Annotated in this window: 16 protein-coding genes; 6 read left to right on the top strand and 10 right to left on the bottom strand. The window is 34.3% G+C overall.

Annotation, left to right across the window (positions count from 1 at the left end; genetic code table 11):
- Positions 1–106: 106 nt before the first annotated feature.
- From rpsJ to rpsL, 4 genes are read right to left on the bottom strand one after another with little or no spacing between them, the layout of a single operon-like run.
- Entirely contained in the window at positions 107–412 is a 306-nt protein-coding gene (rpsJ, locus tag BWZ20_RS12125; protein ID WP_007650482.1) for a 30S ribosomal protein S10, read from the bottom strand.
- 12 nt (positions 413–424) lie between these two features.
- Complete coding sequence (fusA, locus tag BWZ20_RS12120; RefSeq protein WP_076620323.1) at positions 425–2554, bottom strand: elongation factor G; 2130 nt, start codon at positions 2552–2554, stop codon at positions 425–427.
- Between the two features lie 5 nt (positions 2555–2559).
- On the bottom strand, positions 2560–3036 hold the full coding sequence (gene rpsG / locus BWZ20_RS12115) for a 30S ribosomal protein S7 (RefSeq protein WP_076620321.1): 477 nt from the start codon (positions 3034–3036) through the stop codon (positions 2560–2562).
- Positions 3037–3058: 22 nt separating this feature from the next.
- Entirely contained in the window at positions 3059–3433 is a 375-nt protein-coding gene (rpsL, locus tag BWZ20_RS12110) for a 30S ribosomal protein S12 (RefSeq protein ID WP_008269190.1), read from the bottom strand.
- 176 nt (positions 3434–3609) lie between these two features.
- Here rpsL and BWZ20_RS12105 point away from each other — a divergent pair, with 176 nt between their 5' ends.
- The 3 genes from BWZ20_RS12105 to rlmB all read left to right on the top strand — a co-directional run bounded on the left by BWZ20_RS12105 (position 3610) and on the right by rlmB (position 7774).
- On the top strand, positions 3610–5295 hold the full coding sequence (locus BWZ20_RS12105; RefSeq protein WP_076620319.1) for a POTRA domain-containing protein: 1686 nt from the start codon (positions 3610–3612) through the stop codon (positions 5293–5295).
- A gap of 48 nt (positions 5296–5343) precedes the next feature.
- Positions 5344–6975, top strand: a complete 1632-nt coding sequence (locus BWZ20_RS12100) for an aryl-sulfate sulfotransferase (RefSeq protein ID WP_076620317.1) — start codon at positions 5344–5346, stop codon at positions 6973–6975.
- A 61-nt stretch (positions 6976–7036) separates the two neighbouring features.
- A complete protein-coding gene (gene rlmB, locus BWZ20_RS12095) occupies positions 7037–7774 on the top strand; it encodes a 23S rRNA (guanosine(2251)-2'-O)-methyltransferase RlmB (RefSeq protein ID WP_076620315.1) in 738 nt (245 codons plus the stop codon).
- Between the two features lie 39 nt (positions 7775–7813).
- On the opposite strand, the gene BWZ20_RS12090 is transcribed toward rlmB, so the two are convergent.
- Entirely contained in the window at positions 7814–8605 is a 792-nt protein-coding gene (locus tag BWZ20_RS12090; protein ID WP_232217109.1) for a rhomboid family intramembrane serine protease, read from the bottom strand.
- A 52-nt stretch (positions 8606–8657) separates the two neighbouring features.
- Between BWZ20_RS12090 and BWZ20_RS12085 the strand changes: the two genes are divergently transcribed.
- A complete protein-coding gene (locus BWZ20_RS12085) occupies positions 8658–9935 on the top strand; it encodes a replication-associated recombination protein A (RefSeq protein WP_076620314.1) in 1278 nt (425 codons plus the stop codon).
- A 2-nt stretch (positions 9936–9937) separates the two neighbouring features.
- Here the strand turns inward: BWZ20_RS12085 and BWZ20_RS12080 are convergent, their stop codons facing one another.
- From BWZ20_RS12080 to radC, 4 genes are all read right to left on the bottom strand, one after another.
- Entirely contained in the window at positions 9938–10717 is a 780-nt protein-coding gene (locus BWZ20_RS12080; protein WP_076620312.1) for a hypothetical protein, read from the bottom strand.
- Positions 10718–10732: 15 nt separating this feature from the next.
- The gene (locus BWZ20_RS12075) at positions 10733–11419 is read right to left on the bottom strand and encodes a YjjG family noncanonical pyrimidine nucleotidase (protein WP_076620310.1); all 687 of its coding nucleotides are present in this window, start codon (positions 11417–11419) and stop codon (positions 10733–10735) included.
- A complete protein-coding gene (locus BWZ20_RS12070) occupies positions 11409–12710 on the bottom strand; it encodes a polysaccharide deacetylase family protein (protein WP_076620308.1) in 1302 nt (433 codons plus the stop codon). Before BWZ20_RS12070 ends, BWZ20_RS12075 begins: the two co-directional genes overlap by 11 nt.
- 115 nt (positions 12711–12825) lie before the next feature.
- On the bottom strand, positions 12826–13524 hold the full coding sequence (radC, locus tag BWZ20_RS12065) for a RadC family protein (protein ID WP_076620306.1): 699 nt from the start codon (positions 13522–13524) through the stop codon (positions 12826–12828).
- Positions 13525–13575: 51 nt separating this feature from the next.
- Between radC and BWZ20_RS12060 the strand changes: the two genes are divergently transcribed.
- A complete protein-coding gene (locus BWZ20_RS12060; protein ID WP_076620304.1) occupies positions 13576–14019 on the top strand; it encodes a DUF1569 domain-containing protein in 444 nt (147 codons plus the stop codon).
- 96 nt (positions 14020–14115) lie between these two features.
- Positions 14116–14703: an FMN-binding negative transcriptional regulator gene (locus BWZ20_RS12055; RefSeq protein ID WP_076620302.1), complete on the top strand. Its 588-nt coding sequence runs from the start codon at positions 14116–14118 to the stop codon at positions 14701–14703.
- 1 nt (position 14704) lies between these two features.
- Here BWZ20_RS12055 and BWZ20_RS12050 read toward each other — a convergent pair whose 3' ends face one another.
- Positions 14705–15346: a hypothetical protein gene (locus tag BWZ20_RS12050; protein ID WP_076620300.1), complete on the bottom strand. Its 642-nt coding sequence runs from the start codon at positions 15344–15346 to the stop codon at positions 14705–14707.
- Positions 15347–15503 lie beyond the last annotated feature (157 nt).

Raw genomic sequence — 15503 nt, 5'->3', positions numbered from 1 at the left:
TCAAGGCTGAAAAATACGTTTCAGCCTTGAATTGTATTTTTTTCCGTTTTTCCCGCGACCGCATCGGTGGGACATTTTTAGATTTCTGCTTTCGCAGAAATATCAATTACACCTTAATCTCTACTTCTACTCCACTTGGCAATTCCAGCTTCATTAAAGCATCAATTGTTTTAGAAGATGAAGAGTAGATATCTAATAATCTCTTGTAAGAGCTTAACTGAAACTGCTCTCTTGACTTCTTATTAACGTGTGGTGAACGTAACACAGTGAAAATTTTCTTGTGTGTTGGTAAAGGAATTGGACCAGTTACTACAGCACCTGTGCTCTTTACAGTTTTTACAATCTTATCAGCAGACTTATCAACTAAATTATGATCGTAAGACTTTAATTTTATTCTAATTTTCTGACTCATTTTCTTTTAGTTTTAAGCTTCTACGCCTTTAGCTGCTTTGATTACTTCTTCTGATATGTTTGATGGTGTCTCCGCGTAGTGAGAGAATTCCATAGTCGATGTTGCTCTACCTGAAGACAACGTTCTTAATGATGTTACATAACCGAACATTTCAGATAATGGTACTTCAGCTTTAATTACTTTAGAGCCTGCTCTGTCACTCATGTTATTAACTTGACCACGACGACGGTTTAAGTCACCTACGATATCACCCATATATTCTTCTGGAGTCAACACCTCAAGTTTCATGATCGGCTCCATAATTACAGCTTTTGCCGCTTTTGCAGCAGCTTTAAAGCCAAGTTTTGCAGCCAACTCAAATGATAATTGATCAGAATCCACATCGTGATACGAACCATCAGTTAAAGTAACCTTCATAGCGTCAACTTCGTAGCCTGCCAATGGGCCATTAACCATTGCCATCTTAAATCCTTTCTCTACAGAAGGGATAAATTCTTTAGGAACGTTACCACCCTTTATTTCAGAAACAAATTCAAGTCCTTGCTTACCTTCTTCAGCTGGCTCAAGCGTAAAGACTATATCAGCAAATTTACCACGTCCACCAGATTGCTTTTTGTAAACTTCTCTGTGCTCTGCACGTCTTGTAATAGCTTCTTTGTACTCTACCTGAGGTTGACCTTGATTAACCTCTACCTTAAACTCACGCTTAAGACGGTCTACAATAATATCTAAGTGAAGCTCACCCATACCAGAAATAATAGTCTGTCCTGAAGCTTCGTCTGTTCTAACTGTAAATGTTGGATCCTCTTCTGCTAATTTAGCTAAAGCCATACCTAACTTATCTACGTCTGCCTTAGTTTTAGGCTCCACTGCAATACCGATTACTGGATCTGGGAAGTCCATAGACTCTAATACAATTGGAGATTTTTCATCCGAAAGTGTATCACCTGTCTTAATGTCTTTAAACCCAACAGCAGCACCAATATCACCAGCTTCAATATACTCAATAGCATTTTGCTTATTAGAGTGCATTTGGTAAATACGAGAAATACGCTCTTTCTTACCTGATCTGTTATTTAAAACATAAGATCCGGCATCTAAGCGTCCTGAATAAGCTCTAAAGAATGCCAAACGACCAACGAAAGGATCTGTTGCAATCTTAAAGGCTAATGCAGAAAATGGTTCTTTTACATCTGGCTTACGAGCTATCTCTTTATCAGAATCTGGATCAGTACCGATGATTGCGTCCTTATCAACTGGTGACGGTAAATAACGACACACAGCGTCTAACAAGAACTGTACACCTTTATTTTTGAATGCAGAACCACAAATCATAGGAATAATAGACATATCCATTACAGCAGCTCTTAATGCAGCATGCACCTCTTCTTCTGTAATAGAATCTTCATCTTCCATATATTTTTCTAACAGATTCTCATCATAAGCAGCAACCTCTTCAATGAGTTTACCTCTTAATTCAGCAGCTTCTGCTTTTAATTCTTCAGGAATGTCGATAACGTCAAAAGTTGCCCCTTGTGTTTCATCGTGCCATACGATAGCACGGTTTTTCACTAAGTCTACTATCCCTTTAAAATCAACTTCGTCACCAATGTTCATTACAATTGGCACCGCATTTGAACCCAACATATCTTTAACCTGTTGACAAACTGCCATAAAGTTAGATCCTTGACGGTCCATTTTATTAACGAAACCAATACGTGGTACTTTGTAATTGTCAGCTAATCTCCAGTTAGTTTCAGATTGTGGCTCAACACCATCAACAGCACTAAATAGAAACACCAAACCATCTAGTACGCGTAATGAGCGGTTTACCTCAACAGTAAAATCTACGTGACCAGGAGTATCAATGATATTAAAGTGGTAGTCTTTAGTTTCTGGTAAAGGCTGTGCGTTTTCCATTGGAAATTTCCATGTACAAGTAGTCGCTGCTGAAGTAATTGTAATACCTCTTTCTTGCTCTTGCTCCATCCAGTCCATAGTCGCCGCACCATCATGTACCTCACCAATTTTGTGAGAGACACCTGTGTAGTAAAGAATACGTTCTGTTGTTGTTGTTTTTCCAGCATCAATATGTGCTGCAATACCTATATTTCTTGTGTATTTTAAATCTCTTTGTGCCATTCTAATTAAAATCTAAAGTGTGAGAATGCTTTATTTGCTTCCGCCATTTTGTGAGTATCAACTCTCTTCTTAACGGCTGCACCTTCTTCTTTAGCAGCTGCTAAAACTTCTGCTGCTAAACGCTGTGCCATAGATTTTTCATTTCTTTTGCGTGCGTAGCCAATTAACCACTTCATCGCTGTAGAAACTTTACGATCTGGACGAATTTGCATTGGAATTTGGAATGTAGCACCACCAACGCGACGACTACGTACTTCTACGTGTGGCATAACGTTAGATAAAGCGTCTTTCCAAATTTCTAAAGCTGTTTTTTCGTCATCATTTTTTTTCTCTTCAACAATATCAATTGCATCGTAGAATACTTTAAAAGCTACAGACTTTTTACCATCCCACATCATCATGTTAACGAAACGCGTCACTAACTGATCATTAAATCTTGGATCTGGTAAAAGCGGTCTTTTCTTTGCTGCTCTTTTTCTCATGTCTTCTTCTTAAAGTTTTAAATTACTTTTTAGGGCGTTTTGCACCATACTTAGATCTACGTTGGGTACGACCAGCAACACCTGCTGTATCTAATGCACCACGAACGATGTGATATCTAACACCTGGTAAATCTTTTACCCTTCCACCTCTAACTAATACTATCGAGTGCTCCTGTAAATTGTGACCTTCACCACCAATGTATGCATTAACCTCGTTTCCGTTTGTTAAACGAACCCTTGCTACCTTACGCATTGCTGAGTTAGGCTTCTTTGGTGTCGTAGTATAAACACGAGTACATACACCACGTCTTTGAGGACACGAATCTAAAGCAGCCGATTTACTCTTCTTAGTTATTTTGGCTCTTCCTTTTCGTACTAATTGTGAAATTGTTGGCATATATTACTAATAAATATTTGTTAACCCTCACTTTTGAGGGCTGCAAAGGTAGAAATATATATTTATAATTCAAATAGTTGAGAATTTATTTTTTAAAGAATTGCCATAATTCATTTTATACCTATATATATTGACCTATTTTTACGTTATCTTTTTGGATATTTCATTTTTACTTAATGTCGAAAATTAAACGTTGTATTTGTATTTTTCTGCTGGCACTATGCCATCAAATTTCTGGCCAGTCGTTAAGCCTAAATGTTCTTGGCGAAAACGAAATAAAAACCAAAGTTTTAGACTCAATTGGCTATGTAAAATTATTTGACAACTACAATGGTATTGAGAGTGAATTAAAAAAGCTCAAAAATAAACTTACCAGATTAGGCTATATAGACACTTCTACAGATAGCATTGTAAGAAAGAATGACTCGCTCTTTAACGTAAGTCTGTTCTTAGGTAAAAAAATAAACGTTATTAGAGTTAATTACAGTAACGATTTTAACCAAAGATTGCTCAGTTTTATTAATCATAAGGCAGGTAAAGGGTATTTTGAGGTTAGCATTACCAAATTAGAAAATACTTTAAACACACTAAATTCTAAGATCGCTGAACAGGGAGACCCTTTTTCTACGCTTCAATTAATAAACATTTCCAAAGAACATTCTGAATTAATTTCGGCTGATCTCAAAATTGTTACCAATCAAAAAAGGCGAATTGACAAGATTATGGTTAAGGGCTATGAAAAATTCCCAGTGTCTTACATAAAAAGATTTTTAAAGCTAAAAACAGGTAAAACTTTTAACCTTAACGAGATTAAAAAGAGGGTAGAATTACTTGAAGATTTACGTTTTGCTAAAAAAATAAGAGAACCAGAAGTTTTATTTACTAAAGACTCTACAACATTATATCTATATGTTGAAAAAGCTAAAACGAATAATTTTGATGGTTTTCTTGGCTTTGGCACTAATGAAAACACTAATAAAATTGAATTTGATGGCTATTTAGATTTACGATTAGTTAATAACCTTAACTATGGCGAAACTATTAACTTGTTTTATAAAAGTGATGAAATAGATCAGCAAACTTTTAGGGCAGAAGCCGACCTACCTTATTTATTAAGATCTCCTGTAGGAATACAAGCTGGATTAAGCATTTTTAGAAAAGATACCACATTTTCCAATGCTAAGCAGTATGCTAAAGTTAATTATCAAATCAATGCACAGCATCGTGTTGCGGTCGGTGTTTCTTTGACTAAATCTACAAATTTACTAAACAATAATACTTCAATATTAAACGACTATACCACTAACTACTACACTCTAGGATATACTTACACAAAACCTCAGTATTACGATATTTTATTCCCTGTTAATTTTTGGTTTGATTTCTCCACTGGTTTTGGCAACAGAGAGAATGATCTTGGTAAACAAAGTCAAACAGTTTTTAACTTAGACACCTATAAGATATTTAACCTCAATCCTAAAAATAGTATCTACACGCGATTAAGTGGTGCCCTATTATCATCTAACGACTACCTTGATAATGAGCTTTTTAGATTTGGAGGTATAAATTCCATAAGAGGTTTTGAAGAAAATAGTTTGGTAGCTAATATTTATGGAGTAATTAACACTGAGTATCGTTACCGATTAAATAAGGGCATTTTTGTACATTCTGTGCTAGATGCTGCTTACTTTGAGAACCAGATTACCGATACTAAAGAAAAATTATTTGGTTTTGGCTTTGGTTTAGGACTTTTAACCAATGCTGGTTTGTTTAGATTAAATTACTCTAGCGGTAAATCAGAAAATCGACAATTTCGATTCTCAGACTCCAAGGTTCACGTCAGCTTAACTGCCACTTTTTGATAAATTGAAATAATCTAATACTTTTGAAGTGCTAGAAAAAGGAAAATCATGTTAAAAAAACTACGCTTTACAATTTTCATTGTTTCAAATCTTATTGTTGCACAAAACACTGTAGGCACTACCTTTATTTCAGATGGTGTTTATGATGGTTATACATTATTTACAGTCTCTAATAATTCTTATTTAATAAATAACTGTGGTGAAGTTATAAATCAATGGATTAGCACTTTTCCACCAGGTAACTCTGTTTATTTATTAGAAAATGGAAATTTGCTAAGAGCCGGAAGAACAAGCTCAACAGACATAACTTTTGGTGGTCAAGGTGGTGTTGTAGAACTTTATGATTGGGACGGCACTTTAATTTGGCAATATTTTTATGATACACCTACCATGAGGCAACATCACGATGTTTACCCAATGCCCAATGGCAATGTACTTATACTAGCCGCTACTGTTATGGATAACAGTGAAGCTATACAAGCTGGCAGAAACCCAATGTTGCTTACTGAAACAGATTTATACAATGAGCAAATCATTGAAGTTACTCCTATTGGCTTTAGTAGCGCTAACATTGTTTGGGAATGGAACATAAAAGACCATCTCATTCAAGATTTTGATGCCACAAAAGATAATTTTGGAGATGTTGGGCTTAGTCCAAATAAACTGGATATTAACTTTTTAAATGGTGGATCTGGTGGCTCAAACTGGCTGCATATAAATTCTATACAATATAATGAAGAACGTGATCAGATTATAATGAGCTCTCGTAATTTGAGTGAAATATGGATTATCGATCATTCTACAACAACTGCCGAAGCAGCATCTGACACAGGAGGAAATTATGGTAGAGGCGGAGATTTATTATATCGATGGGGAAATCCTGAAGCCTACAGACAAGGTACACCTGCAGATCGCACTTTATTTGGTCAGCATACACCGTATTTTATACCTGTAGGGTTTCCAAATGAAAGAAAAATTATTTTATATAACAATGGTATTGATAGAGCTCCGTTTTACTCTCAAGTAGACATAATCTCACCTCCTGAGAACACTTTGGGAGTATACGATTATACACCAAACACAGCCTACCTACCAAGCACTACAGATTACACTTATGATGAATTTACCTCTGGCAATTCAGATTTTTTTAGCCCTATAGTAAGTAGTGCTCAGCAATTACCTAATGGAAACATTCTAATTTGCGAAGGCAATCAAGGTTATGTTTTTGAAATTAATAGTAATGAAGAAAAGGTTTGGGAGTATATTAACCCCGTTAATAGTAATACTGGTAATATTTCTACTCAAGGTGATCCTCCACCAAATGCCAATCTCACCTTTAGGGCTGAAAAGTATCCAACCGACTACCCAGCTTTTAATGGTAGGGATTTAACACCAAGTAACCCAATAGAGTTAAATCCAGATTTAACACCATGTAACAATTTGAGTACTTTAGAATTTGAAATTAATTCTGTTGTTATTTATCCAAATCCTACATCCAATATTATCCAAATTGAATCGATAAACGAAATTGACAAAATTGAGTTATATCATATTTTAGGAAGACGAATTTCTGTAAGTACACAATCTAAGATAGATTTATCGCAACAATCAAGTGGTATTTACATCTTAAAAATTCATTCGGGTAGCAAAAGCATTACAAGGAAAATCGTTAAAAATTAACACAAACTAAATTCAATGAAACCATCCTAAGTAAGGATGGTTTTTTTATACCTTTACAACGATGAAAAATGAAACTACCATATTTGGCATTAGAGCCATAATTGAAGCTATAAAGTCTAATAAAACAATAGACAAAGTTTTTGTTCAAAAAGGATTAAAGGGAGAACTCTTTCAGGAATTAGAAGCTCTGCTTCGTACTGAAGGTATAAATTCATCCTATGTTCCTGTTGAAAAATTAAACCGACTAAGCAAAGGAGGAAATCACCAAGGTGCTGTTGCCAATATCTCTCCTATTGCGTTTCATAACATAGACGACATAGTATTAAATGTTATAGAATCTGGTAAAACTCCTTTATTTCTTCTATTAGACCAACTTAGTGATGTTAGAAATTTTGGTGCCATTGTAAGAACTGCTGAATGTACAGGTGTTTCAGGAATTATCATTCAGAAAAAAGGAGGTGCACCTATTAATGGCGACACCATAAAAACCAGTGCAGGTGCTATTTTTAAAATTCCTATTTGCAAGGTAGATCATATTAAAGACGCTGTTTTTCATATGCAATCTTCTGGTATAAAAGTAATTGCTGCTACTGAAAAAGCGAATAATTTTATTTACGACGTTTCCTTCAAAGAACCTTGTGCCATAATCATGGGATCTGAAGGTAGAGGTATTAACCCTTCGGTTTTAAAAGTGGTAGACGAACAAGCTAAGCTTCCTATTGTAGGTGAAATTGAATCGCTTAATGTTTCAGTGGCTTGTGGCGCTTTTTTGTATGAGGCTCTAAGGCAGCGTAGTTAGTAGTTAGTAGTTAGTGAAACTCACTTTTTTACTGAAAAACTAATCATCCTTCTCCTTAAAAATATAATTTATCTGAGTCGACTGCTCAGTTTCTGCTTCTTGATCAATAGCTTCTTCTGGTAAGGATTCTATGAAGTTTCCATTTTCATCAAAATGCTTCATAAAAGGATCGTCTTCTTCGTTATAATCTGACTGTTGCCATGCGTAACGTTCTGGTTTCGCCACATTATTTTTAAATAAAAGCGCAAATATTAATCCTGTAATTAGACCTCCTAAATGCCCTTCCCAAGACATGCCTTGTTTTATAGGAAACACATACCAAATCATGCTTCCGTACAAGAAAATCACCACTAAAGATAACGCAATTAGCCTATAATGCTTTGCAAAAATACCTTTAAAAAAAATAAAACTAAACAACACGTAGATAAGACCACTTGCTCCAATATGATTTCCAGAACTTCCAATAAGCCAAGTTAAAAATCCCGAAAACAAAACACCAAAACTTATTACTTTCCATGCGGTATTTTTATAGAAATAGAATAATGCAAGTGATAAAATTAATAACGGAAAGGAGTTATTATAAAGATGGTTTAAATCTCCATGCAAAAACGGACTTGTTACAATCCCTAACAAGCCTTCAATTTTTTGTGGCCTTATACCATACGACTTTATACCATAGTTAATGGTTGTTTGATACCAAAACACCAACCATAGAGCAAGCAACATCAAAACCGGGTAGATGATGACACTATTTGAAAATTTGAATTGTTGCTTAGACATTAATCTATTTTCCAGATGATCTTCAAATTTATGACCAAAAATGAATTGCATGAAATATTGTCATAATCATCATCGTTAAGTTCTCATTTTGTAATTTTGATTTATGAATATTCCTTTAGCAGAACGCTTAAGACCAAAGACCCTTAATGACTATTTGAGCCAACACCATTTAGTTGGTAAAAATGGCATGCTGTACCACCAAATTAAGAGTGGTATTATACCTTCGCTGATTCTTTGGGGACCTCCAGGAATTGGAAAAACCACTTTGGCAAATATTATTGCTAATGAATCTGAGCGACCATTTTTTAAACTAAGTGCTATAAATTCTGGTGTTAAGGACATTAGAGATGTTATTGATAAAGCAAAACAAAGCGGAGGGCTTTTTACTGCGAAAAATCCAATTTTATTTATTGATGAGATTCACAGGTTTAGCAAATCACAACAAGATTCATTATTAGAAGCTGTAGAAAAAGGTTGGGTGACCTTGATTGGCGCTACTACAGAAAACCCAAGTTTTGAAGTCATTTCTGCATTACTTTCGCGCTGTCAGGTATATACTCTGAACGCTTTTAGCAAAGACGATTTAGAAGCCTTACTTAAACGTGCAATGTCTGAAGATGAAGTTTTATCTAAATTAAGTATTGAGTTAAAAGAAACAGAAGCACTATTGCGATGTTCTGGTGGAGATGCCAGAAAACTGCTTAATATTTTTGAATTATTAGTTACCTCTTTTAAAAAGGAACCTATTGTAATTACCAATGACCTTGTTACAAAACAAGTACAAAGCAAAGCCGCTCTCTACGACAAAACCGGCGAACAACATTACGATATTATTTCAGCGTTTATAAAGTCCATTAGAGGTAGTGACCCAAATGCTGCTGTTTACTATTTAGCGCGAATGATTGAAGGTGGTGAGGATGTAAAATTTATTGCCAGACGCTTGTTAATTTTAGCAAGTGAGGATATTGGTAATGCCAACCCAACAGCTTTGGTCATTGCCAACAACACCTTTCAGGCTGTTTCTGTCATTGGTAATCCAGAATCTCGTATTATCTTGAGTCAATGTGCTACATATTTAGCAAGCTCACCTAAAAGCAATGCTGCTTACGACGCTATTAATAAAGCGCAGCAGCTCGTTAAAGAAACAGGTGACTTATCCGTACCATTATCCATTAGAAATGCACCAACAAAACTGATGAAAGAACTCGGTTATGGAGATGAATATAAGTATGCTCACAACTATGAGCACAACTTTGTAAACCAAGAATTTTTACCAGACGAAATAAAAAACACAAAACTCTACAATCCAGGAAATAATACTCGCGAAAACGCCCAGCGTCAATTTTTAAAAGCGCGCTGGAAAGAGAAATATGGGTATTGATTTTAGAACTTAATATCTAAAGTTTTTGGTTCTTTTAATTCTCCGTTATTTTCGGAGTAATACCAAAACCCATCTTCTTTATAAACAATTGCATTTTGGTCTTTTACTATGTAAACATTGGTGGCTGTAGTTTTCATTAACTGCATCACCACTTTTGGAGTTGCATCTACCACTTGGTAGCCATACTCTTTTTCTTGCGCATAAAGTGTTTCATCTTTAAGTGCTGTTTCACCATTTTTAGTGGACACCTTTATATCTTCAGTTTGAGTTTCGGTTTTTACTTTGTCAACATTCACAGCAAGCTCTTTCATTTCGTCATCGCCTTTTTCTACTTTTGCTTCTGCTGGTTTATATTTATAATCTAAAAACTCGATAGAAGAAAATGCACTTTTTAGAGCTTCGTTATAAGCTTTTTTAAAATCCTTTTCTCTACTAGATCCTGTTTCGGTTTTATAGACGTCTTTACCTAGGCAATCTTTAAGGGTTATATTTACTCTTGTTGAAAAAAGACCACTTTTTTCCTTTTCTACATCAGCAAACAATGCTTTGCATCTGTCGTCGATAAGCTCCTCCGGAAATTCTTCTTTATCAAACAAAGCTATAAAACCCTTCTGTTTAAACAAATGCCTAGTTAGGGTGTTTAATCTATACTGATCTTTTTCGCTTAAAAAATCGAATTTTAAAGGTATGATAACATATTTGTAATTGTTGATGGTTTTTTGAGCTACTGCAGAAATAGAGACACTCAAAAAAAGGATTGAAACCAATAACGTCTTTTTCATAACTTGCTGTAATTTTTAGAGATAATCTTCTATCGCCTTTAAAGTTGTTACGCTTTTGTAGCCATTAGAATTATTCAAATTTTTATAGTCAAAATAAATCGTTTCCATGCCTATATTGTGTGCACCTTCAATATCGGCCTCTAGGCTATCACCTATCATTACACTTTCGGCAGCATTGGCTTGAGCACTATGTAATGCAAAATTAAAAATTTTTGGGTTTGGCTTTTTTACACCAACCATTTCTGAGTTTGTTATGGTTTTAAAATAATGCTTAATTTTAGCGTTGTACATCTTTCGTTCTTGGGCTTCTTCAAAACCATTGGTAATGATGTGTAATTCGTATTTACCCTTTAAATAATTCAAAATATCTAATGTACCTTCAAACAAATTATTAAATGTTGTTAAATAATCTATGTATGCTACAGATAGATGATTTATCATATCGTCTTCTACCTCAACATTTATAGCATTAAATGCTTCTCTCAACCTACCATAGCGCAATGCGGCCTTAGTAACTTTTTCTTCTCTGTAGAGTTTCCAATATTGTAGGTTTATGGGTTCATAAACTTCTAAAAAAGCTGATAGATTAACATCTAAGCTATTGAGTTTAAAAATCTTTTCGAATGTTAATCCAGAGTTTTTATCAAAATCCCAAAGCGTGTGATCTAAATCAAAAAAAACGTGTTTTATTTTATCCTTCATCAACTGAATCTAATATTAAACTAAACAGCGACCTAAAGCCATCCCAACGGTCTATATTACTAAATGTATAGTTATGAAATACTGGTGTAAAAGTACCATTAACTTTTTTAATTTCCTTTATAAGCTTTTGTAGATGTTCTTTTTTGTCTAACGCTGATTGGTATTTTAGTAAGGCAAAATCTAAACACTGATAAGGGTTAATTTGCAGAGGTGTTTGCACCTCAAAATCTAGGTCATAATACTGAAATGGTGTACATGTGCCTGCTCTAAAACCAAGCGCATCTATATAGCCCATTGTAAAATCCTGATGGATTTCTAACTCAACCAAATTTCTATACGATTGTGGTAGGTTAAGCTTAGAAAACGAATGTCTTACTGCCTTTAAATCTCTATTGACTATAGCTTCCATCTTTAACTTTTCTTTCTTTAAGATAGAAATGTCTTCTAACGCAAAGTAAGACGCTTTAATACCCACATTACAATAATCTGCAACAGATTTAATGAGAGATACAAATTCTTTTTTATTAACACTTATGTTTTTATCATAAGTAGAATAATCTCCTATTAGAAACAATACCATAAACTTGAAATTGCATTGTTTTTGCTTAGTAATCACCCATTTAAAGGTATCGTAAGGGTCGCGTTTAAAGCCCATTAGTACAGAGTAGCGTTGATATAACTGTTTAAATTTAAATCTGCCAATATCTGTTATCGTACCACCAATAGTGCGCAAAAATCCCTTTTTTCGAAAGTAAAAGGCCATAGGTACGTCTATTACAGGTTGTATTTTGTATGTGCGATTTGGAAAATTAAACTCTGGAAAACGCTCTTGCAGTACATCTTTAAGCTTATAAGCCCAAATATCTACAACTGGCTGGTTTAAAAACCGATGTTTATATGCTATACTTTCTTTAGCCATGTACCGTCCAAAATCGTCCTTAACATGCGGTAAGTATTCCTCGTATCTACTTAGTAAATAGAATGAAGCTGCAAAAATATCAAACGGTAAATCGCTACGATCACCAGTAGAAAAAAAGCCTTTGGTACTATCCCATTGCTGCACACTAATATCTATATCCGATATACCATTCTCGAATAATAAATTATGACAACGCACAAATAGTTCGTTACTCAACGGCTGTTTAGTGTAAGACATTTTAAGGCTATCGTGCGCAATAAAATCTTCTATTTTTGAAGTAAATTTTACGTCTAACCCTAAGATACGCTTGCAAATGTGCTTAAAGGTAAACTTTAATCTTGGTGTAATCTTATGTGTGTAAACTAATAGCATGAAGCGCAGCAAATTCCAAAAAAAATAAAAGTAACAAATTCCAAAGCCAATAATCAAAATATTAGCTCTGATTTTAAAATCTTGGAATTTAGTATTTGATTTTTGAATTTAATCTTCACAGAATACTCTCATCTGCAAAACTAAAATAGGTGTTCTCTGTTATAATTAAATGATCTAAAACTTTTATATCTAAACTTTGTGCAGCCGTTTTTAACTTTTGAGTAATATCTTTATCTGCCTGACTAGGTTTTAAAGTACCTGAAGGATGATTATGGCAGAGTATTAATGCTGTTGCGCCCACTTCTAAAGCAGATTTTAGCACTAGTCGTACATCTACTAAAGTGCCTGTGATACCTCCTTTACTTAGCTGATTTTTCTGAATAACTTTATTAGAATTATTAAGATAGAGAATCCAGAATTCTTCATGTGGTAGCTCTCCCAAAATAGGTTGCATAACGTCAAAAACAGAACGGCTCGATGTTATTTTATCTAACTGTACAGCATCTTCTAATCGTCGTCTTCTACCCAATTCCATAGCGGCAGCTATGGTTATGGCTTTAGCCTCTCCAATGCCTTTAAACTCCATTAATTGTTTAATCGACAATTTCCCTAAAGCATTTAGATTATTATCTACGCTGGCTAATATGCGCTTACACAGATCAACGGCACTTTCTTCCCTGCTTCCAGAACCAATTAAGATGGCAACCAGTTCGGCATCCGAAAGTACAGTCTTACCCTTATCCCGTAATTTTTCTCTAGGCTGATCGTCTTGAGACCAGTTTTTTATAGAGAATGAACTTGAATTTTCCGACATGCTCTAAAGATAAAAAATTGTAACTTTAAGCGTCTATTTAAATCAATAATAATGCAATCTATTTTTGAAGAAAACGCTTATAACGACATAAAAAGCCGACTAGAAAACCTTAATGAAAATGCTGAAGCTAATTGGGGAAAAATGAATGTTGGCCAGATGGTTTGGCATTGCCAAGGACCATTAAATGTCATATTGGAAAAAGAGGACTATGGCATGAAGCCCAGTTGGCTTGCAAAGGTGTTTTTTAAAAAATCATTGTATAATGACAAACCTTGGAAAAAAGGATTACCGACAGCTAAATTTCTTAAAACCAAGGACACTAAAGACTTTAATACAGAAAAAGCCAAACTCGAAGCTTTATTAGATGAAACCTATGCACATAAAGACAAAACAGAATGGAATCCGCATCCTGCTTTTGGGTATTTTACGGCACAACAATGGGGACAAATGCAATACAAACATTTAGATCATCATTTAAAGCAGTTTGGTGTATAAATCAGTAGGCAGTAGGCAGTAGGCAGTAGGCAGTAGGCAGTAGGCAGTAGGCAAAAATCGTAATTCTTAAATCAATAATGGTAAATCGTAAATAGTTTGTACCCACCAAAGCACCACCAAGACTCAGATAAAAATCACATTATAGAAGTTATTAAAGCTTACCCTTTGGCAACCATTATTTCGGTTGTGGATAATACACCTTTAATAACCCATCTTCCTTTAATTTATGAAAACGGAAAACTAATTGGGCATATTGATATTTACAATCCACAAACCGAATATTTAAAAGACAACAAGGATATCACAGTGATCTTTTATGGACCACAATGCTATATTTCACCAAGCATATACTCCACTACACAATTACCAACATACAATTACATTAGAGTACATCTTAAAGGAAAAGTTACTGCGATTGAAGATAAAGACTCCTTAAAACAGTCACTAATAGCAATGACTGAGTTTCTAGAAAACCCAAATCCAAAATACACGCTAGAACCAGATAATCCTCGCCTAAATGCAAACCTTAATTATATTAAAATGTTTGAAATAGACATTATGCATTGGGAAGGAAAGTTTAAACTTTCTCAAGACAAAAAAACGAGTGATAAAGTAGCAGCTCGTGAAGAATTGATTAGAGTCAATCAAGAAAGTATAAGACAGTTTTTGGATAAATTGATATGATTTAGTTTTGAACAAAATAAGAATCAAGACGTCTTACGACCCTAGGATTTTCCTGAGAAACAAAAGAAACCGTATCATATATTAAGCCATAACCATCTGCATAATAAATATGGTCCATTCCTGCGGCTTGTTCCCCATTTTCTAAAATAACGAAACGTTGCGTATAACTACTATTAAAAGTACCTGCTTCCACAGTAATCTCATGATCTAAAGCAATAAGTTGTTCATAAACACTTCCCCAATCTGATGAAAACAATGGCCTTGGTGAAAAATCACTATTAGTATATTTTATTGTACCATCATCATATACTAAATAACCCAAAGAGTCTCTCAACAATTCAAAGCGCTCACCGTTTAGATTATACAAAGGAATATCGTCATCATTTCCAGAAGTAAAAATTCTGAATTTATAATAATCTTTAGAATTAATATTTTCTATACCAATAATACTTACAGAGTCCACTATTCCAGTATCAACATATTCCTGAGAACTAAAATTAAACCCATAGTTTTTATAAACCCATTGATTTCCTACAGTAAGGGCATAAAAATTAGAATTATCGTTTGGCGAATTGCCGTCATCGTTCGATGTACAAGAAGAAAATAAAACAACAATAAGACAGGCATAAACTATACGTTTCATAATTTTTTTAGATTGGTTAATAAATTGAAACGTAATTTTAATTTATGGGTAAACGTGTTTAGTTGATTTTAACCAATAACGAAAGATATTTTCATTTATTGCAAGCACGAACAAAACGCTTATAAGATTTCAAAAGAATTATCAACTAGCGTATCTT

This window comes from Winogradskyella sp. J14-2 (genome assembly GCF_001971725.1).
GTDB lineage: Bacteria > Bacteroidota > Bacteroidia > Flavobacteriales > Flavobacteriaceae > Winogradskyella.
Note: the sequence above shows the minus strand (reverse complement) of the source record. Positions and strands in the feature narration are given on the sequence as shown.

What these genes read in the sequence shown, in the direction of transcription:
- rpsJ (WP_007650482.1), bottom strand. Translation starts at nt 412, where the DNA reads ATGAGTCAGAAAATTAGAATAAAATTAAAGTCTTACGATCATAATTTA.
- fusA (WP_076620323.1), bottom strand. Translation starts at nt 2,554, where the DNA reads ATGGCACAAAGAGATTTAAAATACACAAGAAATATAGGTATTGCAGCA.
- rpsG (WP_076620321.1), bottom strand. Translation starts at nt 3,036, where the DNA reads ATGAGAAAAAGAGCAGCAAAGAAAAGACCGCTTTTACCAGATCCAAGA.
- rpsL (WP_008269190.1), bottom strand. Translation starts at nt 3,433, where the DNA reads ATGCCAACAATTTCACAATTAGTACGAAAAGGAAGAGCCAAAATAACT.
- BWZ20_RS12105 (WP_076620319.1), top strand. Translation starts at nt 3,610, where the DNA reads ATGTCGAAAATTAAACGTTGTATTTGTATTTTTCTGCTGGCACTATGC.
- BWZ20_RS12100 (WP_076620317.1), top strand. Translation starts at nt 5,344, where the DNA reads ATGTTAAAAAAACTACGCTTTACAATTTTCATTGTTTCAAATCTTATT.
- rlmB (WP_076620315.1), top strand. Translation starts at nt 7,037, where the DNA reads ATGAAAAATGAAACTACCATATTTGGCATTAGAGCCATAATTGAAGCT.
- BWZ20_RS12090 (WP_232217109.1), bottom strand. Translation starts at nt 8,605, where the DNA reads ATGCAATTCATTTTTGGTCATAAATTTGAAGATCATCTGGAAAATAGA.
- BWZ20_RS12085 (WP_076620314.1), top strand. Translation starts at nt 8,658, where the DNA reads ATGAATATTCCTTTAGCAGAACGCTTAAGACCAAAGACCCTTAATGAC.
- BWZ20_RS12080 (WP_076620312.1), bottom strand. Translation starts at nt 10,717, where the DNA reads ATGAAAAAGACGTTATTGGTTTCAATCCTTTTTTTGAGTGTCTCTATT.
- BWZ20_RS12075 (WP_076620310.1), bottom strand. Translation starts at nt 11,419, where the DNA reads ATGAAGGATAAAATAAAACACGTTTTTTTTGATTTAGATCACACGCTT.
- BWZ20_RS12070 (WP_076620308.1), bottom strand. Translation starts at nt 12,710, where the DNA reads ATGCTATTAGTTTACACACATAAGATTACACCAAGATTAAAGTTTACC.
- radC (WP_076620306.1), bottom strand. Translation starts at nt 13,524, where the DNA reads ATGTCGGAAAATTCAAGTTCATTCTCTATAAAAAACTGGTCTCAAGAC.
- BWZ20_RS12060 (WP_076620304.1), top strand. Translation starts at nt 13,576, where the DNA reads ATGCAATCTATTTTTGAAGAAAACGCTTATAACGACATAAAAAGCCGA.
- BWZ20_RS12050 (WP_076620300.1), bottom strand. Translation starts at nt 15,346, where the DNA reads ATGAAACGTATAGTTTATGCCTGTCTTATTGTTGTTTTATTTTCTTCT.